The 25,896-nt window shown below is 72.0% G+C and carries 18 protein-coding genes; 8 read left to right on the top strand and 10 right to left on the bottom strand.

All coding sequences use genetic code 11. The features are described 5' to 3' along the window. Nucleotides 1-11: 11 nt before the first annotated feature. Together mnmA and IC607_RS12900 are read right to left on the bottom strand one after the other, a co-directional pair. Nucleotides 12-1,100 (bottom strand): tRNA 2-thiouridine(34) synthase MnmA, encoded by a 1,089-nt coding sequence (mnmA, locus tag IC607_RS12905; protein ID WP_191787821.1) that lies wholly within the window; start codon nt 1,098-1,100, stop codon nt 12-14. Then, complete coding sequence (locus IC607_RS12900) at nt 1,100-2,281, bottom strand: cysteine desulfurase family protein (RefSeq protein WP_191787820.1); 1,182 nt, start codon at nt 2,279-2,281, stop codon at nt 1,100-1,102. The genes mnmA and IC607_RS12900 overlap by 1 nt, the downstream gene beginning before the upstream one ends. A gap of 90 nt (nt 2,282-2,371) precedes the next feature. Here IC607_RS12900 and IC607_RS12895 point away from each other — a divergent pair, with 90 nt between their 5' ends. After that, nucleotides 2,372-3,361, top strand: a complete 990-nt coding sequence (locus tag IC607_RS12895) for an aminoglycoside phosphotransferase family protein (protein ID WP_191787819.1) — start codon at nt 2,372-2,374, stop codon at nt 3,359-3,361. A gap of 1 nt (nt 3,362) precedes the next feature. Here IC607_RS12895 and IC607_RS12890 read toward each other — a convergent pair whose 3' ends face one another. Both IC607_RS12890 and IC607_RS12885 read right to left on the bottom strand, forming a co-directional pair. Then, entirely contained in the window at nt 3,363-4,334 is a 972-nt protein-coding gene (locus tag IC607_RS12890) for an electron transfer flavoprotein subunit alpha/FixB family protein (RefSeq protein WP_191787818.1), read from the bottom strand. A gap of 68 nt (nt 4,335-4,402) precedes the next feature. After that, entirely contained in the window at nt 4,403-5,191 is a 789-nt protein-coding gene (locus IC607_RS12885) for an electron transfer flavoprotein subunit beta/FixA family protein (RefSeq protein WP_191787817.1), read from the bottom strand. A 102-nt stretch (nt 5,192-5,293) separates the two neighbouring features. Here IC607_RS12885 and glgX point away from each other — a divergent pair, with 102 nt between their 5' ends. From glgX to IC607_RS12860, 5 genes are all read left to right on the top strand, one after another. Then, nucleotides 5,294-7,483: a glycogen debranching protein GlgX gene (gene glgX, locus IC607_RS12880; RefSeq protein ID WP_191787816.1), complete on the top strand. Its 2,190-nt coding sequence runs from the start codon at nt 5,294-5,296 to the stop codon at nt 7,481-7,483. Between the two features lie 52 nt (nt 7,484-7,535). Further along, nucleotides 7,536-9,191 carry an FAD-binding dehydrogenase gene (locus tag IC607_RS12875; RefSeq protein WP_191787815.1) on the top strand — a complete coding sequence of 552 codons (1,656 nt, stop codon included), beginning with the start codon at nt 7,536-7,538 and terminating at the stop codon, nt 9,189-9,191. Nucleotides 9,192-9,449: 258 nt separating this feature from the next. After that, nucleotides 9,450-11,561: an alpha-1,4-glucan--maltose-1-phosphate maltosyltransferase gene (locus IC607_RS12870; RefSeq protein WP_191788096.1), complete on the top strand. Its 2,112-nt coding sequence runs from the start codon at nt 9,450-9,452 to the stop codon at nt 11,559-11,561. An 89-nt stretch (nt 11,562-11,650) separates the two neighbouring features. Next, complete coding sequence (gene treS / locus IC607_RS12865) at nt 11,651-13,366, top strand: maltose alpha-D-glucosyltransferase (RefSeq protein WP_370526260.1); 1,716 nt, start codon at nt 11,651-11,653, stop codon at nt 13,364-13,366. Further along, entirely contained in the window at nt 13,363-14,610 is a 1,248-nt protein-coding gene (locus tag IC607_RS12860) for a phosphotransferase (RefSeq protein WP_191787813.1), read from the top strand. Before treS ends, IC607_RS12860 begins: the two co-directional genes overlap by 4 nt. A 5-nt stretch (nt 14,611-14,615) precedes the next feature. Here IC607_RS12860 and IC607_RS12855 read toward each other — a convergent pair whose 3' ends face one another. Genes IC607_RS12855 through IC607_RS12845 form a run of 3 tightly spaced genes read right to left on the bottom strand, consistent with a single transcriptional unit; the run spans nt 14,616 to nt 17,703 of the window. Beyond that, on the bottom strand, nt 14,616-15,506 hold the full coding sequence (locus IC607_RS12855) for a carbohydrate kinase (RefSeq protein WP_191787812.1): 891 nt from the start codon (nt 15,504-15,506) through the stop codon (nt 14,616-14,618). Then, nucleotides 15,503-16,720 carry an AGE family epimerase/isomerase gene (locus tag IC607_RS12850; protein WP_370526208.1) on the bottom strand — a complete coding sequence of 406 codons (1,218 nt, stop codon included), beginning with the start codon at nt 16,718-16,720 and terminating at the stop codon, nt 15,503-15,505. The genes IC607_RS12855 and IC607_RS12850 overlap by 4 nt, the downstream gene beginning before the upstream one ends. Then, entirely contained in the window at nt 16,717-17,703 is a 987-nt protein-coding gene (locus IC607_RS12845) for an acetylxylan esterase (RefSeq protein ID WP_191787811.1), read from the bottom strand. Before IC607_RS12845 ends, IC607_RS12850 begins: the two co-directional genes overlap by 4 nt. A 208-nt stretch (nt 17,704-17,911) precedes the next feature. Between IC607_RS12845 and IC607_RS12840 the strand changes: the two genes are divergently transcribed. Then, nucleotides 17,912-20,047 (top strand): alpha-galactosidase, encoded by a 2,136-nt coding sequence (locus IC607_RS12840; RefSeq protein WP_191787810.1) that lies wholly within the window; start codon nt 17,912-17,914, stop codon nt 20,045-20,047. Between the two features lie 46 nt (nt 20,048-20,093). On the opposite strand, the gene IC607_RS12835 is transcribed toward IC607_RS12840, so the two are convergent. From IC607_RS12835 to IC607_RS12825, 3 genes are read right to left on the bottom strand one after another with little or no spacing between them, the layout of a single operon-like run. Further along, a complete protein-coding gene (locus IC607_RS12835; protein WP_191787809.1) occupies nt 20,094-20,927 on the bottom strand; it encodes a carbohydrate ABC transporter permease in 834 nt (277 codons plus the stop codon). Further along, nucleotides 20,924-21,889, bottom strand: coding sequence for a carbohydrate ABC transporter permease (locus IC607_RS12830; RefSeq protein ID WP_191787808.1), 966 nt, complete (start codon nt 21,887-21,889; stop codon nt 20,924-20,926). Before IC607_RS12830 ends, IC607_RS12835 begins: the two co-directional genes overlap by 4 nt. A gap of 8 nt (nt 21,890-21,897) precedes the next feature. Further along, a complete protein-coding gene (locus tag IC607_RS12825; RefSeq protein WP_191787807.1) occupies nt 21,898-23,232 on the bottom strand; it encodes an ABC transporter substrate-binding protein in 1,335 nt (444 codons plus the stop codon). A gap of 226 nt (nt 23,233-23,458) precedes the next feature. Between IC607_RS12825 and glgB the strand changes: the two genes are divergently transcribed. Then, nucleotides 23,459-25,666 carry a 1,4-alpha-glucan branching protein GlgB gene (gene glgB, locus IC607_RS12820; RefSeq protein WP_191787806.1) on the top strand — a complete coding sequence of 736 codons (2,208 nt, stop codon included), beginning with the start codon at nt 23,459-23,461 and terminating at the stop codon, nt 25,664-25,666. Nucleotides 25,667-25,896: the final 230 nt, after the last annotated feature.

The following is a 25,896-nucleotide window of genomic DNA, read 5'->3' as shown; positions in this document are numbered from 1 at the left end:
GCCTGGCGCCCTCATCGTGCTGCCAGTGCGCGACGGCTCGAGGTCACGGTCGCCTGACCGAGCACGCGCGTGCCGTCGTAGAGCACCAGCGACTGCCCGGCGGCAACGCCCCGCAGTCCCGTCGGCAGCACGACCTCGACGCGGTCGTCGTGGACGGTCGCGCGCGCGTCGACGGGTGCCCCGTGCGCACGGACCTGCACCTGGCAGTCGCCCGTGTCGAGGCGCGAGTACCAGACGGCCTGGTCGGCGGTGACGGTGTCGACGACGAGCTCGTCGGCCGACCCGACGACCACCCGGTTGGCGACCGGCTCGATCGACAGCACGTACCGCGGCTTGCCGTCCGCGGCGGGGCGCCCGAGCGCGAGCCCGCGCCGCTGGCCCACCGTGTAGGCGTAGGCGCCGTCGTGCTCGCCCACGACCTCGCCCGACGTGTCGACGACCTCACCGGGCCGCGAACCGAGCCGCGAGCGCAGGAACCCTTGCGTGTCCCCGTCGGCGACGAAGCAGATGTCGTAGGAGTCGGGCTTCGCGGACACCGACAGCCCGCGCGCGGCGGCCTCGGCCCGCGTCTCGTCCTTCGATGCGACGTCGCCCAGCGGGAACATCGAGCGTGCCAGCCGCTCAGGTCCCATCACGGCGAGCACGTAGGACTGGTCCTTGGCCGCGTCGCGCGCGCGGTGCAGCTCGCGCGTGCCGTCGTCGCGCACGACGATGCGCGCGTAGTGGCCCGTGCACACGGCGTCGAACCCCAGCGCCACGGCCTTGTCGAGCAGCGCCGCGAACTTGATGTGCTCGTTGCAGCGCACGCACGGGTTGGGGGTGCGGCCCGCCTCGTACTCGGCCAGGAAGTCCGCGACGACCGTCTGCTCGAACTGCTCGGACAGGTCCCACACGTAGTAGGGGATGCCCAGCGCATCGGCCGCGCGGCGCGCGTCGCCGGCGTCCTCGATCGAGCAGCACCCGCGCGAGCCGGTGCGGAACTGGTCGCGCGTGCGGGACAGCGCCATGTGCACGCCGACCACCTCGTGGCCCGCGTCGACCGCGCGCGCGGCGGCGACGGCCGAGTCCACGCCCCCGGACAGGGCCGCCAGGACGCGCATCAGCGCACCCCCGCCATGCCTGCGGCCCGCGCGCGCTCGACGACCCCCGGCAGCACCTCGAGCAGCGTGCGCACGTCGTCGGCCGACGACGTGTGGCCGAGCGAGAAGCGCAGCGCCCCCCGTGCCTCGTCCTCGTCGATGCCCATGGCCAGCAGCACGTGGGACGGGCGCGGTACCCCGGCCTGGCAGGCCGAGCCCGTGGACGCCTCGACGCCGGCGGAGTCGAGCAGGTAGAGCAACGAGTCCCCCTCGCAGCCGGGGAACGTGAAGTGCGCGTTGGCGGGCAGACGCCGTGATGCGTCCGCGGGTCCGCGCAGCCGGGCGTCCGGCACCATCTCGAGGACGCCGGCGACCAGCGCGTCACGCAACGCGCCGATGCGCTCCGGCGACGTCGGCATCGCGTCGACCGCCTCGCGGACCGCCTCCGCGAACGACGCCACCAACGGCGCGTCGAGCGTCCCGGAGCGGACACCGCGCTCCTGACCGCCGCCGTGCTGCACGGGGATCAGCTCCAGGCCGCGGCGTGCGAGCAGGGCCCCGGCGCCGCCGGGGCCACCGACCTTGTGCGCGCTGACCGTCATGGCGTCCAGGCCGCTGGCGCCGAAGTCGACCGGGACCTGGCCCACGGCCTGCACCGCGTCGGCGTGCACGGGGATCCCGTGCTGGTGCGCGAGCGCGACGACGTCGGCCACGGGCTGCAGCGCTCCGACCTCGTTGTTCGCCCACATCACCGAGATCAGCGCGGCCTGGTCTCCGTGCGCCTCGAGCTCGTCGCGCAACGCGTCGACCAGCACCACCCCGTCGCCGTCCACCGGCAGCAGCACCAGCTCGGCGCCCGCGTGCTCGGCCATCCAGAACGCCGGGTCGAGCACGGCGTGGTGCTCGACGGCGGACACGAGGATGCGTCGTCGGTCCTGGTCGTGGCTGCGCCGGGCCCAGAACAGGCCCTTGATCGCGAGGTTGTCCGCCTCGGTGCCGCCCGAGGTCCACAGCACCTCCGAGGGCCGCGCACCCAGCGACGCGGCGAGCTGCTCGCGCGACTCCTCGACCACGCGACGAGCCGCCCGGCCGGACGTGTGCAGCGACGACGGGTTCCCCGTGCGGGCGAGCTGGTCGGTCAGCACGGCGACCGCGCCCGGGAGCATGGGCGTGGTCGCCGCATGATCCAGGTAGACGCTCACGCGGTCCAGTCTACGAAGGCGGGGCGGCCCGACCGAACGCGCGACGGCGAACTGTGCAGTGCACACGCCGCGACCTGGCAGGATGTGCCCGTGAGTGCCGACGACGTCATCGCGTTGCCGGTCGCGTTCAGTGGCCAACGCCTCGACTGGCGCGACCTCCCTCGGCACGTGCGCGCGCGCATCACGGAGCTCGCGGGCAGCCAGGTGACGGCCGAGACGAGCGCCACCAGCGGCTTCTCCCCCGGCTTCGCCGCGGTGCTCGAGCTCGCCGACGGTCGGGGGGTCTTCGTCAAGGCGGTCTCCAGCGAGCAGAACCCCGCCTCGCCCGAGCTCGCCCGCGCCGAGATCCGTGTGGCCGCGTGCCTCCCGCCGGAGGTCCCAGCACCGCGGTTGCAGTGGTCGTCCGACGACGGCGACTGGGTGATCCTCGGTCTCGACGTGGTCCCGGGCCGCTCGCCCCACATCCCGTGGCACGACAACGACCTCGCGGCCGTGCTCGACGCCGTCGGGAGGTTGGCCGAGGCCGAGCCTCTGCCGGGGCACACGCTCCCGCGCACGGACGAGCAGCTCGCGCACGAGTTCACGGGGTGGCGTCAGATCGCCGCCCTCGACGACCACGAGCGCGCACGGGCGATCGACGTCGGCGGCGAGGTCGGGCAGTGGGCCCGTGCGAACCTCGAGCTGCTGCTGCGCAACGAGCAGGACGCGCTGCCCGCGGTGTCCGGCGACGGGCTCGTGCACGGCGACCTGCGCGCCGACAACGTGCTGATCGACCCGGACCACGACCGGGTCTGGCTCATCGACTGGCCGCACGCCAGCGTGGGCGCGCCGTGGATCGACCTCGCGTTCATGCTGCCCAGCGTCGCTCTGCAGGGCGGTGGCAACCCGGCCGAGCTGTTCCGCTCGCAGCCGGCGTCCGAGGGCGTGTCCGACGACGAGCTCCGCGCGGGCCTGGCCGGCCTGGCCGGCTACTTCGTCTGGAACGCGATGCAGCCCCCGCCGCCCGGCATCCCCAACCTGCGCCGGTTCCAGGCCGCGCAGGGCATGGCGACCGTGCGCTGGTTCCGCGACCTGACCTGAGTCAGGCGCGCAGGCGGCGCAGCTCGGCGCTCAGCGCCGGCAGCACCTCGTTGAGGTCGCCGACGATGCCGTAGTCCGCGATCTCGAAGATCGGCGCGTCGGGGTCGGAGTTGATCGCGACGATCGTGCCGGAGGCCTGCATGCCTCCGCGGTGGTGCACGGCTCCGGAGACGCCGACGCCGATGTACAGGCGCGGCGAGATGGTCACGCCCGTCTGCCCGATCTGCGCGTCGTGGCCGATCCAGCCCTCGTCGGTCGCGACGCGCGTCGCGCCGACGGCGCCGCCGAGCACGTCCGCGAGCTCCTCGACGAGCGTGAAGTCACCCTCCGTGCCGCGACCGCCGGCGACGACGACGTGCGCCGATCCCAGGTCGGGACGACCGCTCGCGGGCCGCTCGGTCCGCTCGACGACGGTCACCCGCTGCGCGGCGGCGCTAGCCGTGGACGCGTGCTCGACGAGGTCGGGCGTGCCGGCCCGCTCCGCCGGCTCGACGGTGATCGAGTTCGCCTTGAGCGTGACGATCGCGAGCGGGCTGGTGATCGCGCAGCGCGTGTTCCAGGTGCCGGCGAACACGGTCTTGCTGGCGACGAGCCCGTCGCCCTCGACGGCCAGGCCGTCGGCGTCGGTGACGACACCGGCCCCGGTCAGGACAGCGAGCTGCGCCGCGACCTCCTTGTTCTCGAACGACGAGGTGGCGAGCAGAAGGCCGGCACCGGTCGCGTCGAGCAGGTCGGCCAGCGCCTCCGCGAGCACGGCGGCCACGTGCAGGTCGCCCGTCGACGACAGCCGGTGCACGCGCGCCACGCCGAGCGCGCCGAGGTCGGCCAGCGTCTGCGCGTCGGGCTCGGCACCGTCCGCGGCCCACACGCCGTGCACGGTGCCCAGGGTGCGGCCGAGCGTGACGAGCTCACGAACCGGTGCGCGCAGCACGCCGTCGGCGGAGTGGTCGAGCAGGACGAGGGAGTCGGTCACGTTCGCGTTCCTCGGTTCCGTGGTGCCGGCGGTGCCGGACCTGGCGATGGGTGGGTCGGGCGGGAGGCTCAGGCGAGCTTGTTCTCGACGAGGTAGGCGGCGAGCTGCACGCCCGCCTCGCTCCCGCCGTTGACGAGCACCCGGTTCTCCCGCGCCGGGCGGGGTGCGGCGGCCACGACGGCCGTCCGCGCGCCGGTGGTGCCGACGTCGGCCGGGGCGATGCCCAGGTCCGCGAGGCCCAGCGTGGTGACGGGCTTCTTACGGGCCGCCATCATGCCCTTGAAGTTGGGGTAGCGCGGCTGGTTGGCCTGGTCGGTCACGCTCACCACGGCCGGCAGGGACGCCTGGAGCACCTCGGTCGCGTGGTCGAGGTTGCGCCGCACGCGCACCGACCCGTCGGCCACCGTGACCTCGGCGGCCAGCGGGAGCGCCGGCACGTCGAGCAGGGCGGCGAGCGCGGACGGCAGCAGCGACGTCAGGCCGTCGAGCCCCGCCATGCCGAGCACGACGAGGTCCACCGGGTCGGTGGCACCGATGTGCGTGATCGCCGCGGCCAGGACGCGCGCGGTGCCGACGACGTCCGAGCCGCCGATCGCGTCGTCGACCACGTGGACCGCCTCGTCGGCGCCCATCTGCAGCCCCTTGCGGACCGCGTCGACGGCGTCGTCGGGCCCGACCGTCAGCGCGACGACCTCGCCGCCGACCTCCTCGGCCAGGACGAGCGCCGCCTCGAGCGCGTTCTCGTCGAGCTCGTTGAGGGTGCCGTCACCGCCGTCGCGCACCACGCGACCGCCCTCACCGAGGGCGCGGTCCGACTGGATGTCCGGGACGTGCTTCACGCAGACGACGATTCTCACGTCCGGAACGTTACCCCGGTCCGCCGACGGACCGGGTGGTGGTGTTCGTCTGTCGGGACCGCGCGAAACATCGTCGTCGCACACCTCCTCCACAATGGGGGCGTGAGCGCCCCCACCCGCACGCACCGCAGGCCTCCCCAGCTCGGTGTCCACCCGACCGACGACGGCATCGTCGTGGCCGTGCTGGCCACGCACGCTCGCGCCGTCGACCTGTGCCTCTTCGACGACGACGGCACGGAGCGACGCGTGCGGCTCGACGGCCCGGACCTCGGCATGTTCAGCGCGGAGGTGCCCGGGGTGGGCGCGGGCGCGCGCTACGGGTTCCGGGTGCACGGCACGTGGGACCCGGCGGCGGGCCTGCGCCACAACCCGGCCAAGCTGCTGGTCGACCCCTACGCGCGCGGGCTCGTCGGGGAGATGACCTACGGCCCGCAGACGTACGGCCACGTGGTCGACGACGACCTCGCCGGGGACCCGTACGGCGCGGCTGACGAGCGCGACTCCGCCGGCTTCGTCCCGTACTCGGTCGTCGTCGACACGCGGGACCTGCCCGGGCCCGACCCGGCCGAGAACCGCCCGTGGGTGCCGTGGGACCGCACGGTCGTCTACGAGGCGCACGTGCGCGGCCTGACGATGCGGAACGAGAAGGTGCCCGCCGAGCTGCGCGGGACCTACGCGGGGCTGGCCCACCCGAGCGTGATCGACCACCTGGTGCGCCTGGGCGTGACCGCCGTCGAGCTGCTGCCCGTCCACGCCGCCGCGCACGAGCCGCACCTCGTCGCCAAGGGGCTGACCAACTACTGGGGCTACTCGACGCTCGGCTTCTTCGCGCCCCACGCCGCCTACGCCACGCGCGCCGCGCAGGAGGCGGGCCCGGCCGCTGTCCTCGCCGAGGTCCGCGCTGCCGTCCACGCGCTGCACGAGGCCGGCATCGAGGTGCTGCTCGACGTCGTCTACAACCACACGTGCGAGGGCGGGCTGCCCGGTCAGCACGTCTCGTGGCGCGGGCTCGACGCGACGATGTACTACGTGCACGACGGCGGGGTGCCGGCTGCGCTCGCCGACGTGACCGGCTGTGGCAACACCCTCGACTTCCGCCGCAGCCAGGTGGTCCGCATGACGCTGGACTCGCTGCGGTACTGGGCGAACATCGTGGGCGTCGACGGGTTCCGCTTCGACCTCGCGGTGACGCTCGCCCGTGACGCTGACGGGTTCACCCCGGACCACCCGCTCCTGGTCGCCGCAGCGGCGTCGCCGGCGCTCCACGGGCTCAAGCTCGTCGCCGAGCCGTGGGACATCGGGCCCGGCGGCTGGCGCACGGGCCAGTTCCCGGCGCCGTTCGGCGAGTGGAACGACCGGTTCCGCAACGCCGCCCGCTCCTTCTGGCTCGCCGATCCCGCACGCGCCGCGCACGGCCTGCCCGGCCACCGCGTCCGCGACCTGGCCACGCGCCTGTCCGGCTCGGTCGACCTGTTCGGTCACAGCGACCCGCCGCTGGTGCGTGGCCCGGTGGCGTCGGTCAACTTCGTCACCGCGCACGACGGCTTCACGCTCGCGGACCTGGTCTCCTACGACCACAAGCACAACGCCGCCAACGGGGAGAACAACCGCGACGGCAGCGACGACAACCGGTCGTGGAACCACGGTGTCGAGGGCCCCATCGGTCACGACTCCCCCGCCGCCGACATCGCGCCACTGCGTCGCCGGTCCATCCGCAACCTGTTCGCCACGCTGGTCCTGTCCGCGGGCACGCCCATGATCACCGCGGGCGACGAGATGGGCCGCACGCAGGGCGGGAACAACAACGCGTACTGCCAGGACAACGAGATCTCCTGGGTGCAGTGGGACCTCACGGACAGCCGGCTCGACCTGCTCGCGACGTCCCGCTGGCTGCTGGCGCTGCGCCGCGACCACCCCGCGCTTCGCACGGCCCGGTTCTACAGCGGCCGTCCCTCGGCGCCGGGAGCGCGCCCCGACCTCGCGTGGTTCGACGCGGCCGGCGACCCGTTCGACCACGCCCGGTGGCACGACCCCGCGATCCGCACGCTGCAGATGCTGCGTTCGCACGAGGACGGCGACGTCGTGCTGCTCGTGATCAACGGGTCGCTCGAGGGGCTGGACGTCACGCTCGCGGGAGAGCCTGGCGAACGGTGGCGCCTCGCCTGGGACTCGGTGTGGGAACGGCCTGCCGACGAGCGCGGCACGGCGATCGCCGGCGCGCTGCACGTCGCGGCAGGCGCGACGACCGAGCTCGAGCCGCTCAGCCTGCAGGTCTACGTGCTCGCCGGCTGACCTCGGGGCGCGTCACTTCTGGACAATCGTCCATGACGCGTATCGTCGTGCCATGACGCACTCCGATGTCGTGGTCGTCGGCGCCGGCCTGGCCGGCCTGGTCGCCACCGCCCAGCTCACCGCCGCGGGCCACCACGTGACCCTGCTCGACGCCGAGCCCGCCGCCTCCCTGGGGGGCCAGGCGTTCTGGTCCTTCGGCGGCCTCTTCCTGGTCGACTCGCCCGAGCAGCGCCGGCTGCGCATCCGGGACAGCGCCGAGCTCGCGCTCGCCGACTGGTTCGGCTCGGCGCAGTTCGCCGACGACGGCTCCGACCGCTGGGGCCGCGCGTGGGCCGAGGGGTTCGTCGACTTCGCCGCCGGACCGATGCGCGGCTGGTTGCACGACCAGGGCGTGCGCTGGTTCCCCGCGGTCCAGTGGGCCGAGCGCGGCGGGTACCTGGCCGACGGTCACGGCAACTCGGTCCCCCGCTTCCACGTCACGTGGGGCACGGGCCCCGGCGTGCTCGAGCCGTTCGTGCGCGCCCTGCTCGACGCGCGCGCCGCCGGACTCGTCGACGTGCGCTTCCGGCACCGCGTCACGTCGCTCGTCACGACCGACGGTCGCGTGACCGGCGTGCGCGGCGACGTCCTCGCGCCCGACCCGGTGCCGCGGGCGACCCGCTCGTCGCGCGAGGTCGTCGCGCCGTTCGAGCTGGACGCTGCGGCCGTCGTCGTCGCGACCGGCGGCATCGGCGGCAACCACGAGCGCGTCCGCGAGCTGTGGCCCGCCTCCGCCGGCCGCCTGCCCGACCGCATGCTCGCGGGTGTCCCCGACCACGTGGACGGCTCCGGGATCGCCGCTGCCCGAGCAGCCGGTGGCGCCGTCGTGCACGAGGACCGGATGTGGCACTACCCCGAGGGCATCACGGACCACACGCCCGTCTGGTCGCGGCACGGCATCCGCATCCTGCCGGGCCCGTCCTCGCTGTGGCTCGACGCCGACGGCCACCGCCTGCCCGTCCCGCTGTTCCCGGGCTTCGACTCCCTCGGGGCGCTGCAGCACATCACGGGCCGCGGCGACGACCACTCCTGGTTCGTCCTCGACAAGACCATCCTGGGCAGCGAGTTCGCCCTCTCGGGCTCCGAGCAGAACCCCGATCTGACGGGCCGCAGCGTCCCGCAGCTCCTGCAGCGCGTCCTGCCCGGCGCCGTGGGGCCCGTCGAGGCGTTCGCGCAGAAGTCCCACGAGTTCCTCTGGGCCGACACCCCGCAGGAGCTAGCGGCCAAGATGAACGCGCTGACGGGGACGTCGCGCATCGACGCCGACGCGCTCGAGCGCACGATCGTCGACCGCGACCGGCAGGTCGCCAGCGGGCTCGGCAAGGACCTGCAGGTGATCGCGACCGCGCGCAGCCGTGAGTTCGTCGTCGACAAGCTCATCCGCGTCGCCAAGCCGCACCGGCTGCTCGACCCCGCGCACGGCCCGCTGCTCGCCGTCCGCCTGTCCGTGCTCACCCGCAAGACCCTCGGCGGCCTGGCGACCGACCTCGAGGGGCGCGTGCTGCGGCCGGACGGCGGCGTGCTGCCCGGTCTGTGGGCCGTCGGAGAGGCGTCCGGTTTCGGCGGCGGCGGCGTGCACGGTCACCGCGCGCTGGAGGGCACGTTCCTGGGCGGCTGCCTGTTCACGGGCCGCACGACGGGCCGCGCCCTGGCGGACACCCTCGCCTGATCTGGGTCGTCCTGATGGTGGATGGCTGGTTGAACGACACGGCGTGTCGTTCACCCGGACATCCACCGCCGCTGACCGGTGACGAACACAGCGCGCACACCTCGGCGCGCCCGGCAACTGGGCGTTGCGGATGCCTAGGTGCGTGGGGTCCGGATAGGTTCGGGAACTGTGACGACTACCCCCGCGAGCCCCGGCCGCGGCCGCCGCTCGAACGGCCGCCGCAAGCCCACGACCTCGATCGGCACGGCGGTGCCGGCCATGACGCCGGACGAAGCCCTGCGCGCGACCGTCCCGGTACCGAGCACCGCGCCCGCGACAGCTGCGGCGCCGCAGGCCGTCGGGCCTGCGGCGGACGCACCCCGGTCGCGCGCGGCCTCGACTCCCGTGACCGCACCGATCGGACGCATCCCGGTGGTGGACGTCGCACCGGTCGCGGAGGCGGGCCGGTTCCCGGCCAAGGCCGTGGTCGGGGAGGCATTCCCCGTACGCGCGACGGTCTTCCGCGAGGGCCACGACGCGGTCGCCGCGACGGCCGTCCTCGTCGACCCGGACGGGCGGGACCACTCCAGCGCCCCCATGGTCGACATCGCCCCGGGCCTGGACCGGTACGAGGCGCGGTTGCAGCCCGACCGTGAGGGGCTGTGGTCGTTCCGCGTCGAGGGCTGGTCCGACCCGTGGGCGACGTGGGTCCACGACGCGACCATCAAGATCGCCGCGGGCGTCGACGTCGAGCTCATGCTGACCGAAGGGTCCCTGCTGCTGCGCCGCGCGGCGGGGCGGGACGGTCTGCCCGACGACGACGCGCGGACGATCTCCGCCGCGGCATCGGGACTGACGGAGGCGCACCTGTCGCCCACCGAACGCCTCGACCTCGCGCTGGCCGGGTCGGTCCAGGACGCCCTGCACCGGAACCCCGTGCGCGACCTGGTCAGCGCGTCGCCGGCCTACCCCCTGGTCGTCGACCGCCCCCTCGCGCTGGCCGGCTCCTGGTACGAGCTCTTCCCCCGCTCGCACGGGGCCCACTACGACGAGCACGAGGGCCGCTGGGTCTCGGGCACGCTGCGCACGGCTTCCGACGAGCTGCCCCGCATCGCCGGGATGGGCTTCGACGTCGTGTACCTGACGCCGATCCACCCGATCGGCACCAGCAACCGCAAGGGCCGCAACAACTCGCTGCTCACCGAGCCGGGCGACCCGGGCTCGCCGTACGCGATCGGCTCGGCCGACGGCGGTCACGACGCGATCGAGCCGACGCTGGGCACGTTCGCGGACTTCGACGACTTCGTCACCCGTGCCCGCTCCCTGAAGCTCGAGGTCGCGCTCGACATCGCGCTGCAGTGCTCCCCCGACCACCCGTGGGTGGCCCAGCACCCGGAGTGGTTCACGACGAGGGCCGACGGCACCATCGCCTACGCCGAGAACCCGCCCAAGAAGTACCAGGACATCTACCCCCTGAACTTCGACAACGACCCCGTGGGGATCGCAGGCGAGATCCGGCGCGTCCTGCAGGTGTGGATCGACCACGGCGTGACGCTCTTCCGCGTCGACAACCCGCACACCAAGCCGCTCGACTTCTGGCAGTGGCTGCTCGCGGACGTGCGCAAGGACCACCCCGAGGTGATCTTCCTGTCCGAGGCGTTCACGCGCCCCGCGATGATGGCGACGCTCGCCAAGATCGGCTTCCACCAGTCGTACACGTACTTCACCTGGCGGAACACCAAGGTGGAGCTCGAGGAGTACCTGACAGAGGTCTCGGGCGAGCAGGGCGCGTGGATGCGGCCGAGCTTCTGGCCGACGACGCACGATATCCTGCCGCCGTACCTGACGAGCGGCGGCGGGCCGGCCTTCGCGGTGCGTGCCGTCCTCGCGGCGACGGGCAGCCCGACGTGGGGTATCTACTCGGGCTACGAGCTCGTCGAGAAGGTTCCGCGGCCGGGTGCCGAGGAGCAGATCGACAACGAGAAGTACGAGTTCAAGCCGCGGGACTGGTCACAGGCCGACCAGCTGGGCATCGCCCTGCTGCTGGGCAACCTCAACGCGATCCGCCGGTCGCACCCGGCCCTGCGCCAGCTGCGCAACCTGCGCGTGCACCCGACGAGCGACGACGCGATCGTCGCGTTCTCCAAGCACCTGGACGCCGAGCACTCGCCGACGGGCCGGTCGGACACGGTGCTCGTCGTCGTGAACCTCGACCCGTGGAGCACGCGCGACGGGACGGTCGAGATCGACCTCGCCGCACTGGGCCTGCCGGCCCAGGTGCGCGCCCGCGACCTGCTGACCCACGAGGAGTGGACGTGGGGCTCGTCGGCCTATGTCCGCCTGGACCCCACCGAGCGCCCGGCGCACGTCGTGGCTCTGGAGGAGCTGTGAGCACCGAACCCCGGACGACCACCGAGCAGCACCACCCCCGCACGACGCCGCTGCCCACGGTGCGCGAGCCCGCACCCACCACGTCGCAGATCCGCCTGCCCGCCACGCGGCAGCCGGAGGTTCCGTCCGTCGAGCCGGGCGGCCTGAGCGACGACCCCGAGTGGTACCGCAAGGCGGTCTTCTACGAGGTCATGCTGCGCTGCTTCTCCGACTCGTCGGGCCAGGGCAGCGGCGACCTGCGCGGGCTGATCAACCGCCTCGACTACCTGCAGTGGTTGGGCATCGACTGCCTGTGGCTGCCGCCGTTCTACCCGAGCCCGCTGCGCGACGGCGGCTACGACGTCGCCGACTACACGGCGGTCGCGTCGCAGTACGGGTCGATCGCCGACTTCACCGAGCTCATCGAGGAGGCGCACCGGCGCGGCATGCGCCTGGTCGTCGACCTCGTGATGAACCACACCAGCGACCAGCACCCGTGGTTCCAGGCGTCCCGCTCGGACCCGGAGGGCCCGTACGGCGACTTCTACGTGTGGTCGGACGACGCCGAGCAGTACCGCGACGCGCGCATCATCTTCGTCGACACCGAGACGTCCAACTGGACGTTCGACCCCGTGCGGCGCCAGTACTTCTGGCACCGGTTCTTCAGCCACCAGCCGGACCTCAACTTCGACAACCCACGCGTCGTGGACGCGATGCTCGACGTGGGCCGCTTCTGGCTGGGCCTGGGCGTCGACGGGTTCCGCCTCGATGCGGTGCCGTACCTGTTCGAGGCCGAGGGCACCAACTGCGAGAACCTGCCCGAGACGCACGCGTTCCTGCGCCGGGTCCGCACCATGATCGACACCGAGTTCCCGGGTCGCATCATGCTGGCGGAGGCCAACCAGTGGCCCGAGGACGTCGTCGACTACTTCGGCTCCGAGGACGAGCCCGAGTGCCACATGTGCTTCCACTTCCCCGTGATGCCGCGGATCTTCTACTCGATCCGGGACCAGAAGGCCGCACCCATCGTCGACATCATGGCCGACACGCCGGCCATTCCCCGCGGCGCGCAGTGGAGCACGTTCCTGCGCAACCACGACGAGCTCACGCTCGAGATGGTCTCCACCGAGGAGCGCGCGTCGATGTACGGCTGGTACGCGCCGGACTCGCGCATGCGCGCCAACGTCGGCATCCGCCGCCGCCTGGCTCCCCTGCTCGACAACTCCCGCAAGGAGATCGAGCTGGCGCACGCGCTGCTGCTGAGCCTGCCGGGCAGCCCGTGCCTGTACTACGGCGACGAGATCGGCATGGGCGACAACATCTGGCTGCCCGACCGTGACGCGGTGCGTACGCCCATGCAGTGGACACCCGACCGCAACGCGGGATTCTCGACCGCCGACCCCGGCAAGCTCTACCTGCCGCTGATCCAGTCGCTCGTCTACCACTACGGCCACACCAACGTCGAGGCACAGCTGGCCCAGCCCACGAGCCTGCTGCACTGGGTGCGCGGCATGCTGGCGGTCCGTCGTCAGCACCCCGCGCTGGGCATGGGCGAGTTCGAGGTCGTGGACTGCGACAACGAGTCGGTCCTGACGTTCTGCCGGCGGTCCGACGACGAGACGCTGCTGGTGCTCGCCAACCTCGCGTCCACCGCCCGGCACGCGACCGTCAAGCTCCCCCAGTACTCGGGCCGGCCCTTGCGCGACGTGTTCGGCGGCGCTCAGTTCGGGTCGGTCGGCGAGGACGGCACGGCCAGCTTCACGCTCGGCTCGCGCGAGTTCTACTGGCTCTCGCTCGAGCCGGCACCCGACCCGGAGGTCGTATGACGCTCGTCGCCCAGTCCCCCACCCCGCTCGACGAGCAGCTGCTCGCGGTCCTCGCCCCGTGGCTGCCCGGCCGCCGCTGGTTCCCCGCCAAGGGGGCGCAGGCCGAGCTGACCATCGTGGGGGTGGTCCCGCTGGCCGACGACGTCCGGGTCCTGCTGGTCGCCGCGCGCGCCGGCTCGATCGACGCACTCCTGCAGGTCCCGCTCGTCCTGGGACCGGGTGTCGGGGAGCTCGTCGGGCACGTCGACGGGCGTGAGGTGCACGACGGCACCGCCGACCCCGCGTTCCTGCGGGCCTGGCTCGCGGCGGCCGACGGCCCCGGCACGGACGCCGACCCCGCGCAGGCGCGGATGATCACCGGTGAGCAGTCCAACACGTCCGTCATCCTGGGCGACACCGCGATCCTCAAGGTGCTGCGCGCCCTGCAGCCCGGCGAGAACCCTGACGTCGACGTCCCGCGCCGCCTCGTCGAGGACGGCTGGCGCCACGTCCCCGCACCGCTGGCGTGGCTCGAGGGCGAGTGGACCGGGCCGGACGGCGCCCCGCGCCGCGGCTACCTGGGTGCGATGAGCACGTTCGTCGCGGGCGCGCAGGACGGTTTCGAGCTCGCGTGCGCGTACGCCGGGCGCGGAGAGTCGTTCGCCGACCTCGCCCGCGACCTGGGCGAGGCCATGGCCACGATGCACGCCTCGCTGGCACGCGTCTTCCCGCTCGTCGACGCGCCCGACGGCCCCACCGTCCTGGCCGACGCCGTCGCGCAGCGGTTCGCGTGGGCGACGTCGGCCGTCCCCCAGCTCGCGGGCCACGCGGACGCGATCGCGGACCTGCTGGCGCGCGTCCGGGACCTCGCCGCGGCCCCGCCGCGCCAGCGGGTCCACGGCGACCTGCACCTGGGCCAGGTCCTGCGCGCCCAGGACGAGTGGTTCATCACCGACTTCGAGGGCGAGCCGCTGGCCCCGCTCGAGCAGCGCACCCGCCCCGACCTGGCCGTCCGCGACCTGGCAGGCATGCTGCGCTCGATGGACTACGCGGCGGCCGTCGGCGGGCTCACCGGCGACGCGGCAGCAGCCTGGACCGCGGACGCCCGCGCCGCTCTGACCACCGGGTACGGCGAGGCGGGCGACCCGCTGCTCACCACCGTGCTCGAGCTCGACAAGACGCTGTACGAGGCCGTCTACGAGTCCCGCAACCGCCCGACCTGGCTGCCGATCCCGCTGGCCGGGCTGGAGCGTCTGCTCGGCTGAGGCCTTCAGTCCAGCTCGTTAGACCGCGGCGGGTTGGCCCCGGACCGCGACACCGTCACGGCCGCGGCCCGCGCCGCGCGGGACAGGATCGCGTCCCACGCGTCGTGGCCCAGCGCGCCCAGCGCGGCACGGTCCCCGGCGACGCCCGCCCCCACGAGCCCGTCGACGAGCGTCCCCATGAACGTGTCCCCCGCACCCACGGTGTCGACCACCGCGACCTTCGGGGCCGTGACGTGCCCGGCGCCGGCCGCGGTGAGGTAGTGCGCGCCGCTCCCGCCGGTCGTCACGACGACGATCGCCGGACCCAGCGCCAACCAGTCCTGCGCCGCCTGCAGCGGCTCGCGGTCGGGGTGGAACCAGGCGAGGTCCTCGTCGCTGACCTTCACGACGTCCGCGAGCGCGACGAGCCGCGCGACGCGCTCCGCCGCCACGGCCGGGTCGCCCATGAGGGCCGGTCGCGCGTTCGGGTCGTACGTGATCGTCGTCGTGGGGCGCGCCCGCTCGACGAGCTCGGCGACCTGCCGCCCACCCGGGTCGAGGATCGCCGAGATTGAGCCGATGTGCAGCACGTCGGCGGGCTCGACGTCGACGTCGCCCAGGTCCCAGGTGAGGTCGAACTCGTACGTCGCGGCACCCGCCGCATCCAGTGTCGCCACCGCCGTCGACGTCCGCGGGGAGGGCGCGACGACGACGTCGACGTGCGACTCCTGCAGCCAGGCGCGGAGCTCGGCGCCGCGCTCGTCGTCGCCGAAGGACGTCAGCAGCCGGGGCGAGCGCCCGAGCCGCCCGAGCGTGAGCGCGACGTTGGCCGGGCTCCCGCCGGGGTGCTCGACGATGCTGCCGTCCGCCCGCCGCACGATGTCGACGAGCGCCTCCCCCACCACCAGGACGCTCATGCGACCAGCCCCCGTGCGACGGCGAGGCCGATGGCCGGGGTGAGCGGAAGCCGCGGGATGAGCACCGACTGCACGGCGTGGTACAGGTCGGCCTTGCCGGGCCAGACCGTCGCAGCGGGCTGGTTGTCGCGGTCGAGCTGGTGGTGCCATGACCCGCGCTCACGATCGAGCACGTGCTGCTCGGCGTAGTCCCACCACCGCGCATAGGCCGCGCCGTACTGCTCGTCGCCCGTGCGGCGGTACAGCGCGGCGGCCGCGGCAGTCGCCTCGGCGATCACCCAGTGCATGCGGTCGTGCACGACGGGCTGTCCCGACCAGTCGGTCGTGTAGACGAAGCCGGGTGCGCCGTCGGCGGCCCAGCCGTCCGCGACCGCCCGCTCGAACAACGCGGCCGCCGCCTCCAACCCGCCGCCCGGCACCTCGCCGCCCGCGGCCTCGACGTGCAGCAGCAGCCGCGCCCACTCCAGGCCGTGCCCGATCGTGGCGCCGTAGGGTTTGAACTTGTCCCCCGGCTTGTCGGCGTTGAGCTCGGGCTGCGGCGTCCAGTCGGCGTCGTAGTGCTCGGGGATGCGCCAGTCGCCCGCGCTCGCGTGCGCGACGACGTTCGTGCAGATGCGCGCGGCACGCTCCAGCCACGCCCGGTCCTCCGTCACGTCGTAGGCCGCGAGCATCGCCTCGACGCTGTGCATGTTGCCGTTGACCCCGCGGTACGCGTCGAGCGTGGTGAACGTGCGGTCCCAGGTGTCGACGCACATGCCCGCCTCGTCGTCCCAGAAGCGGGTGAGCCACGTCTCGAGCGCCTCGTCGAGCAGCGCACGGGCACCGGGACGTTCGGCCAGGGTCGCGGTCGACGCCGCCAGGACGACGAACGCGTGGTCGTAGCAGGCCTTCGTGCCCTCGTCGCGGCCGGGCCCCGCGTCGGCGAACCAGCCGCCGTGCTCGTCGTCGTGCAGCGGACCCGTCAGGCCGGCCAGCGCGGCGTCGGCGATCGCCGACGCACCGGGCTCGCCGAGCATCGTCGCGAGCGAGTACACGTGGACCGTGCGCGCCGTGATCCAGGTCTGCACGGGCTGGGAGGCGTCGGGGTGCCCGTCGTCGTCCAGCCACGCCGCGCCGCCACCGGCCGCTGGCAGCTCGCGCCCGAAGCCGAGCAGGCGGACCAGCTCGCGCTGCAGCCAGTCGTGGTGGGTGGGCAGATCGGGCCACGCGATCACGATGCCTCCGCAGGGGTGAGGCCACGCGCGCGGAGCCAGTCGAGCTGGACGCGCTCCTGGTGCCCCTGCCCGCCCTCGTGGTTGTTGAACGCGTAACGGGTGATCTCGCTCGGCCCGGCGTAGGCGTGCTGGGCCGCGAAGACGGTCGACGGCGGGCACACGTTGTCGCGCAGCGCGACGGAGAACAGCGCCGGGGCACTCGCCCGCGCGGCGTGATGCATCCCGTCGACGTAGTCGAGCGTGGCCAGGGTCTGCTCGATCGCACCTCGGTGCACGGCCAGGTAGCGCACGATCTCACCGTACGGGTCGGTGTCGCTCACCTCGATGCCCCGGCGGATGTGGCACAGGAACGGCACGTCGATGAGTGCACCGGCCAGACCGTCGACGAGGCCGGCGGTCGCGAGCGCGAGCCCGCCGCCCTGGCTCGCACCCTTGACGACGATCCGGTCGGTGTCGATGCCCGGCAGGTCGCGCACCGCGTCGACCGCCCGGACGGCGTCGGTGATGAGGCGCCGGTAGTAGTACGTCTCGAAGCTCTCGATCCCCCGCGTCATGAAACCCGGGAGCGCGGGGCCCGAGCCGTGCGGGTCCGGCGTGTCGCCGCCGTTGCCCCACGCGGAACCCTGGCCCCGGGTGTCCATGAACAGGTGCGCGAACCCGGCCGCCGCCCACAGCAGGTGCTGGTGCGCGACCCCGCGGCCCCCGCCGTAGCCGTTGTACTCGACGACGACGGGCAGCGGCCCCGTCGCGTTCGCGGGACGGACGAGCCACGCCGAGACGCGCTCGCCGCCGAACCCGGCGAAGGTGAGGTCGTCCACGTCGACGAGCCTCAGCCCGGCGTCCACGCGCCGCGTCTCCACCGCGACCGGGTACGTGCGCGCCTCCTGCAGGGTCCGCGCCCACAGGTCGTCGAAGTCGGCGGGAGCGTGCTGCGTAGGTCGGTAGGTCTCGAGCGAGGCCTCGTCGAGCTCGATCGCGGTCATGCCGCCGCCCCGTCCCGGTACGTCGTGGGCACAGCCCGGCGGTTCGCAAGATCCTCGTTCGTCACCATGCACTCCAGCGTGTGGTCGACCGTACGACCGGCCCCGTGAGCGGGATCGGTCGGGCCTCGTCGTCCGAGGCCTGACATGGACTAAATTTAGCGACCGAACAATGTGAGACCAAACCGGACGCACGAACGGACTGCATGCGATGACGCACGAGACCACCGACTGGGCCCACTTGCGCCGCGACGGAGCGGCGGTGGTCGTGGACCTGCGCGGCCCGATGGCACGCGTCGTGACGTGGGGCGCCGACCTGGGCGACCTCACGCCCGACGAGCTGACGAACCTGGTCCTCGCGACGGACCGCCAGACGCCGCCCGGCACCCTCGACGCCGCATGGTCGCTGTCCGTCCTGCCGACCGAGGGCGACGGCTGGGCCGGACGGCCCGGCATCCAGGTGACGCGCGCGGGCCGGCCCGTGTTCCCCCGCTGGCAGCGCGGCGCGGTCACGACGACGTCGACGTCCGTCGAGGCCGTCGCGTACGACGAGGCCACCGGGCTGGCCGTGACGACGCGGGTCGCCGTGGAGGTCGGCGGGCTCGTGACCGTGACGCACCGCCTCGACAACCGCGCCGACTCCCCGCTCGAGGTCGGGTGGCTCGAGGCGACGATGCCCGTGCACCGGACGGCCTCGCACCTGACGACCTTCACCGGTCGCTGGACGCGCGAGAAGGCGCCGCAGACCATCGCGTTCCCGCGCGGCTCGATCGCCCGCGAGTCGCGTCGCGGGCGCCCCGGTCACGACAACCCGCACCTGCTGATCGCCTCGGACGGCGCGCCCCGCAACCGCGACGGCCACCTCTGGGCGGTGCACCTGGGCTGGAGCGCCGACACCACGTACCGTACGGACCGGCTGACCGAGCACACGACGCTCGCCGGCGCCGGCGAGCTGCTGCGTCCCGGCGAGGTCGTGCTCGCCGCAGGTGAGTCGTACACGACGCCGCCGGCGTACTTCGCCTGGTCCGACGAGGGCCTCGACGGGATCAGCGCGCGCTTCCACACCTGGCTGCGCGCCCGCCCGCAGCATCCGCGGACCCCTCGCCCGCTGGTGCTCAACACGTGGGAGGCGGTCTACTTCGACCACGACCCCGCCACGCTGCTTCGGCTCGCCGAGCGCGCGGCCGCGATCGGCGTCGAGCGGTTCGTGCTGGACGACGGCTGGTTCCACGACCGGCGCGACGACACGCGCGGCCTGGGCGACTGGTGGGTGGACCCGGCGGTGTGGCCCGACGGGCTGGAGCCGCTCGCGGAGCGCGTGCACGGCCTGGGCATGCAGTTCGGCCTCTGGTTCGAGCCCGAGATGGTCAACCTGGACTCGGACGCCGCCCGCGCGCACCCCGACTGGCTGCTGCACGGTCCGGAGCACGCGGCCGGCACCCCGGGCGTCTCCTGGCGCACGCAGCACGTCCTGGACCTCGCGAACCCGGCGGCCTGGGACCACGTGCACGGCCAGATCGATGCGCTGGTGGGCCGGCTCGGCATCGACTTCATCAAGTGGGACCACAACCGCGACCTCGTCGAGTCGTTGCACGACGGCCGCCCCGGCACGCACGCCCAGACGCTGGCGGCATACCGGTTGATCGCCCGCCTCAAGGCCGACCACCCCGGCCTCGAGATCGAGTCGTGCTCGAGCGGCGGTGCGCGCACCGACCTCGGCATCCTCGCCGTCACGGACTGTGTGTGGGCGTCCGACTCGAACGACCCCGTCGAACGCCAGGACATCCAGCGGTGGACGCAGCTCCTGCTGCCGCCCGAGCTCGTCGGCGGCCACGTCGGACCGCCCACCGCGCACAGCTCCGGGCGCACCACGGACCTGGCGTTCCGCCTGGCGACGAGCCTCATGGGCTCGGCCGGCTTCGAGTGGGACGTGCTCGAGTGCGACGACGACGAGCTCGCCACGCTGCAGGCATTCGCCGCGCTGTACCGCGAGCTCCGACCGGTCCTGCACGGTGGGACGGCGGTCCACCCCGACACGACCGACCCGGCGCTGCGCGTCGTCGGCGCCGTCAGCGCCAACCAGGACGAGGCCGTCTTCACGATCGCGACGGTCGCCACCGTGGAAGAGGCCCGCCCCGAGTGCGTCGTCCTGCCGGGCCTCGCGCCCGACGTGCGCTACCGCGTCGCGGTGCGCGGCGAGGTGGGACCTGCTCGGCACGGCTGGATCACGCCCGGCTGGATGACGCGGGAGGTCGTCCTGCCGGGACGGGTGCTGGCCGAGGTGGGGCTGCAGATCCCGGCCCTGTGGCCGGCTCAGGCGATCGTCGTGCACCTGACGACCGCCTGAGCGGGGTGACGCACGGTCGCGGCCGCCACGGGCGGCCGCGACCCGCTCACTTCGTGGCGCCGGACGTGAACCCGTTGTAGATGTACTTCTGCAGGAACAGGAACAGCAGCAGGATCGGGATGATCGTGATCACGATGCCCGCGCTGATCACCTCCCACTGCGAGCCGTACGGCCCCTTGAACGCGAACAACGTGGTGGAGATCGGCCGCTTCTCCGGGTCCGTCAGGTAGAGGAACGGCATGTAGAACTCGTTGTAGATCGCGATGCCCTTGATGATCACCACGGTGGCGATCGCGGGCTTGAGGTTCGGCACGATGATCCGCAGGAAGATCCGGACGTGGCCGGCTCCGTCCATCTTCGCGGCCTCGTCGAGCGAGCGCGGGATGGACCGCATGAACTGCACGAAGATGTAGATCGAGACGATGTCCGTCCCCGTGAACAGCAGGATCAGCGCGCCCTGCGTGTTGTACAGGCCGAGCGCCTTGATGATCTGGAACGTCGCCACCTGCGTGGTGACCGCCGGGACGAGGGTGGCGAGCAGGAACAGGCCCAGCACCGCCTTGCGACCGAAGAACGTGAACCGGTCGAGCGCGTACGCCGCTGCCGCCCCGATGAAGATCGTCCCGATGATCGCCACCGTGAAGATGATGATCGTGTTGCCGAACGCCCGCAGCATCCCGCCCTCGGTGAAGGCGGTGGCGTAGTTCGAGAAGTTGGTCCAGCTCGCCGGGGCCTTGAACGGGCCGGTCGACAGGAACTCCTGGTCGGTCTTGAACGAGCCCGTGATGATCAGGACCAGGGGCAGCATCGCCAGCACCGCGCCCAGCACGAGCGAGGCGTACTTGAGGGTTCCGCCCACGCCCTTCTTCACGCCGTTCATACGATGTCGACCTCCTCGTCGGGGACCAGGCGGCGCTGCAGCCAGGTGACGAGCAGCACGATGATCAGCAGCACCACAGCCATCGCCGACGCGAGGCCGACCTTGTTGTTGACGAACGCCATCCGCACCGTGCGGATCACGAACGTCTCCGACCCGTTCGCGCCGCCCGTCATGATGTACGGGATCTCGAACACCGACAGCGAACCGGAGATCGCCAGGATGAACGAGAGGCCGACGATGGGTCGGATCGACGGCAGGATGATGTGGCGGAACTGGTGCCATCGCGTCGCACCGTCCAGGTCGGCGGCCTCGTAGATGTCGCGCGGGACCGACTGGATCGCCCCCAGGAACATCACGAAGTTCAGGCCCATGTACCGCCAGACGGAGACGCCGGCGAGCGTGTAGTTGATGACGTCCGGGTCACCCGTCCACTGCTTGACGAGGCTGTCGAGCCCGAGCGCCATGAGCGTCGAGTCCAGCCCACCGCCGGGCTTGACGAAGTTGAGGAAGATCAACCCGATCGCGACCCCGTTGATCAGGTACGGGAAGAACAGGAATCCCTTCCAGAGGTTCTTGAAACGCACCTTGAAGCTCAGCAGCGTCGCGAAGTAGAGCGCCAGCGCCATCTGCACGAAGGATCCCGCGAAGTAGTACAGCGAGACGACGAAGACGCGCAGGTTGTCGGGCTCGGTGAAGACCGAGACGTAGTTGTCGAACCCGATGACGTTCTTGGTCTTGTCCAAGCCGTCCCAGTCGGTGATCGAGTAGAAGAACATGTTCGCGACGGGGACGTAGGTCAGCAGCACGAGCAGCCCGACCGGGATCACCAGGAACAAGTACGGCGTCAGCGATCGGCGGCGCCCACCGCGCGTGCCGCCCGGCTTGATGAGCCGGGCGGCACGGCTGCGGACGTCACCGGCATTCTTGGCAGGGGTGGGGACCACCCCGGTGACGTTGGCCATGGAGCGACTCAGCTACCCGCCTCGGCGCGCCCCTTCGCCCAGGCCTTGTTCAGGTCGTCGAAGACCTGCTGCTTGGTGCGCTTGCCGGAGCGTGCGTCGTCGATGATCTTCTTGCGGTAGCCGGCGTCGGTCAGGATGATGCCGGACGCGGTGTCGATGTCGCTGAACAGGGACTCCTTGCCCGCGGGCGCGGGGTTCGGCGTGATCAGCTCTGCCTGGTCGGTGAAGTCCTTCAGCGCTGCCGGGACCGCACCGTCGATGAGCGGCGAGAGGCCGACCTGCGACTCGGAGTAGCCCGAGTCGTTGTTGAACCAGTCGATCCAGGCGCGGGCCGTCACCTTGTTGTCCGAGTGGATGTTGATGGCGAGGTTGTAGTCACCGCCGGCCGTGGCGTGGAACTTGCCGTCCTTCTGCGCCGGGAAGGGCATGTAGCCGATGTCGTCCGCCGAGTTGCCGGCTGCCACCGCGGCCGCCTGCATCTGCGGGATGGCCCACGAGCCCAGCAGCATCGTGCCGATCTTGCCGGTGCCGAGCAGCTGCTTGGACTGCTCCCAGTTGGTCGTCGTCGGGTCGGCCTCGATGAGCTTCTTCGACGCGACGTCGAAGAGCAGGCCGTCGATGACCTCGTGGTCGTGGCCGTCGGCCCACGGCGCGTCCCACGTCGTCATCTCGTTGACGTAGTCGGGGTCCGCGGACGGGATGCCGCGGTAGTACTCCCACGCGCTGACCGGCCACGAGTCCTTGTAGTTCGTGTACAGCGGGTCGGTTCCGGGGACCTTGTCCTTGATCGCCTGCAGGTCGGCGATGAACGCGTCGGGCGTCGTCGGGAACTCGGTGATGCCGGCCTGCTCGAAGACCTTCTTGTTGTAGACGATGCCCTGGACGTTGCCGACCACGGGGATGCCGTACGCCTTGCCCTCGTAGGACTTGTCGTTCAGCCACCGGTAGGTCTTGCTCATCTCGGCGGTGTCCCCGAGCGGCTCGAAGAACTGCTGGAACTGCTGGGGCTTCACCGAGCCGACGATGGCGAGCACGTCGCCGTAGTCGTCGGTGCTCATCCGGGTCTTGACCTCACCCTCGTAGTCGGTGATGCCCTCGACCTTGACGTCCTTGACGTCGGGGTACTTCGCCTTGAACGCGGTCACGTACTTGTCGAACGTGCCGTCCTTGACCAGGTCGGTGCGCCACGTCAGCACGGTGATCGAGCCGCTGGGGGTGCCGGCGCTGGCCGAGTCCTGCGACGTGGCGTCGTCGTCACTGCCACCGCACGCGGTCAGCAGCGCCGTGACGGACAGGAGGGCAGTGGTGCCGAGCACGGCCCGGCGTCGTCGGATGGAGCGCATCGTAGGTCTCCTCGGGGTGCCCGCAGGGAGCGGGAAGCGGTCCGGGCTTCGATGCCCGGCGCGTCGTCGGTGACGCGATGGAGTAACTTTGACAGACGAATAAAGTTCTCGCAAGCGCCTCGACGATGTCGTTTTGGTCTCGATTCGATCACCGCCACGCCCGTGCGGGAGCGCGACCACACCGGTGTTCCCTGCGCCGTGACCTGGTCAGTGGTTGGGTAGGGACATGAGCCCGGTCGCCCACTCCCCGGTCCCCGTCGACTCCGATCACCTGCGCGCCGTCGCCCACGGCGCATGGTTCGACCCGCACGGCATCCTCGGTCCGCACGTCGGCGCCGATTCGGTCACCGTCCGGGTCCTGCGACCCCTGGCGGACAGGGTGTCGATCCGCACCGCCTCGGGCAGGCACGACGCCGAGCACGAGCAGGACGGCGTCTGGGTCGCGGTCCTCCCGGGTACCCAGGTGCCCGACTACCGCGTCGAGGCGACCTACGGCGACACGACCACCGAGATCGACGACCCCTACCGGTTCCTGCCGACGGTCCAGGAGCTCGACCGCCACCTGATCCGCGAGGGTCGCCACGAGCAGCTCTGGACCGTGCTCGGCGCCAACGTGCAGCAGTACCCCGGCGAGCTCGGTCAGGTGCACGGCACCTCGTTCGCGGTCTGGGCGCCGAACGCGCGCGCCGTCCGTGTCATCGGCGACTTCAACTACTGGCAGGGCGCCACGCACGCCATGCGCTCGCTGGGCGAGAGCGGCATCTGGGAGCTGTTCATCCCCGGCGTCGTCGCCGGCACCCGCTACAAGTTCGAGATCCTCGCGAACGACGGCTCGTGGCGGCAGAAGGCCGACCCGATGGCCCGCGGGACCGAGGTGCCGCCGGCCACCGCGTCCGTCGTCGTCCAGTCCGCGCACCGCTGGTCCGACGACGACTGGATGACGGCCCGACGCACGAACGACCCCCACACCCAGGCGCTCAGCGTCTACGAGGTGCACCTGGGTTCGTGGCGCGAGGGTCTGTCCTATCGCGACCTCGCCCACCAGCTCACCGAGTACGTCCTCGACCTGGGGTTCACGCACGTCGAGCTCATGCCCGTCGCCGAGCACCCCTTCGGCGGCTCCTGGGGCTATCAGGTGACGTCCTACTTCGCCCCCACCTCACGGTTCGGGCACCCCGACGACCTGCGCTACCTCATCGACACCCTCCACCGGGCCGGCATCGGTGTCATCGTCGACTGGGTGCCCGGCCACTTCCCGAAGGACGAGTGGGCCCTGGCCCAGTTCGACGGGACGGCCCTGTACGAGCACCCCGATCCGCTGCTCGGCGAGCAGCCCGACTGGGGCACCTACATCTTCAACTTCGGCCGCGCCGAGGTGCGCAACTTCCTGGTCGCCAACGCCACGTACTGGCTCGAGGAGTTCCACGTCGACGCCCTGCGCGTCGACGCCGTCGCCTCGATGCTCTACCTCGACTACTCCCGCAACGAGGGGCAGTGGCGCCCCAACCGCTACGGCGGCCGCGAGAACCTCGAGGCGATCTCGTTCCTCCAGGAGGCAAACGCGACCTCCTACCGCCGCAGCCCGGGCACGATGATGATCGCCGAGGAGTCCACGGCGTGGCCGGGCGTCACCGCTCCCACGGACTACAACGGACTCGGCTTCGGGCTCAAGTGGAACATGGGCTGGATGAACGACACCCTGCACTACCTGCAGGAGGAGCCGATCAACCGCCGCTACCACCACGGAGAGATCACGTTCTCCATGGTGTACGCGTACTCCGAGCGGTACATCCTGCCCATCAGCCACGACGAGGTGGTGCACGGCAAGGGCTCGCTCTATGGCCGCATGCCCGGTGACCACTGGCAGAAGCTGGCGGGCGTCCGCGCGCTGCTCGCCTACCAGTGGACCCACCCCGGCAAGCAGCTGCTGTTCATGGGACAGGAGTTCGCCCAGCAGCACGAGTGGTCAGAGGCACGTGGCCTCGACTGGTGGGCACTCGACGACCCCGGCCACCAGGGTGTCCAACGGGCACTGCGCGACCTCAACGCCGTCTACAAGGCCACGCCGGCCCTGTGGCAGCTCGACCACACGCCCGACGGGTTCGAGTGGATCGACTCCGACGACAGCGGACGCAACACGCTCGCCTACATCCGCCACGGCCACGACGTACCTGACGCGGTCGTGGTCGTGAACTTCGCCGGCACACCCCACGAGAGCTACCGCCTGGCGCTGCCGAGCGGCGGCCGGTGGACGGAGGCGTACAACTCCGACGCCGAGCTCTACGGCGGCTCAGGCGTGGGGAACCTCGGCTCGGTCGACGCCATGCCCGACCCCCACTACGGACGCCCCTACTCGGCTCTCGTGCGCATCCCCCCGCTCGGTGCCGTGATCTTCGTCGCTCCGTCCGCCGGCCAGGAGCCCGACCTGTTCTGAGGACGCTCTTCGACCCAGAAAGGGCCCGGCGCGTCGCGCTGGGCCCTTTCTACGTCTCCCCATGCCTACTGCGAGATCAGCCTCGACACAGGACGTCACGGTTCCTGGGGAAACAGAAAGAGCCACCCCCGTAGGGGTGGCTCTTTCTGAATGATGTCCGGCGGCGTCCTACTCTCCCACACCCTGGCGAGTGCAGTACCATCGGCGCTGAGGGGCTTAGCTTCCGGGTT

This window comes from Cellulomonas sp. JH27-2 (assembly GCF_014837175.1).
GTDB lineage: Bacteria > Actinomycetota > Actinomycetes > Actinomycetales > Cellulomonadaceae > Cellulomonas.
This window is presented reverse-complemented; position numbering and strand designations above follow the sequence as displayed.

What these genes read in the sequence shown, in the direction of transcription:
- mnmA (WP_191787821.1), bottom strand. Translation starts at nt 1,100, where the DNA reads ATGCGCGTCCTGGCGGCCCTGTCCGGGGGCGTGGACTCGGCCGTCGCC.
- IC607_RS12875 (WP_191787815.1), top strand. Translation starts at nt 7,536, where the DNA reads ATGACGCACTCCGATGTCGTGGTCGTCGGCGCCGGCCTGGCCGGCCTG.
- IC607_RS12870 (WP_191788096.1), top strand. Translation starts at nt 9,450, where the DNA reads ATGACGCCGGACGAAGCCCTGCGCGCGACCGTCCCGGTACCGAGCACC.
- IC607_RS12860 (WP_191787813.1), top strand. Translation starts at nt 13,363, where the DNA reads ATGACGCTCGTCGCCCAGTCCCCCACCCCGCTCGACGAGCAGCTGCTC.
- IC607_RS12855 (WP_191787812.1), bottom strand. Translation starts at nt 15,506, where the DNA reads ATGAGCGTCCTGGTGGTGGGGGAGGCGCTCGTCGACATCGTGCGGCGG.
- IC607_RS12845 (WP_191787811.1), bottom strand. Translation starts at nt 17,703, where the DNA reads ATGACCGCGATCGAGCTCGACGAGGCCTCGCTCGAGACCTACCGACCT.
- IC607_RS12840 (WP_191787810.1), top strand. Translation starts at nt 17,912, where the DNA reads ATGACGCACGAGACCACCGACTGGGCCCACTTGCGCCGCGACGGAGCG.
- IC607_RS12835 (WP_191787809.1), bottom strand. Translation starts at nt 20,927, where the DNA reads ATGAACGGCGTGAAGAAGGGCGTGGGCGGAACCCTCAAGTACGCCTCG.
- IC607_RS12830 (WP_191787808.1), bottom strand. Translation starts at nt 21,889, where the DNA reads ATGGCCAACGTCACCGGGGTGGTCCCCACCCCTGCCAAGAATGCCGGT.
- IC607_RS12825 (WP_191787807.1), bottom strand. Translation starts at nt 23,232, where the DNA reads ATGCGCTCCATCCGACGACGCCGGGCCGTGCTCGGCACCACTGCCCTC.
- glgB (WP_191787806.1), top strand. Translation starts at nt 23,459, where the DNA reads ATGAGCCCGGTCGCCCACTCCCCGGTCCCCGTCGACTCCGATCACCTG.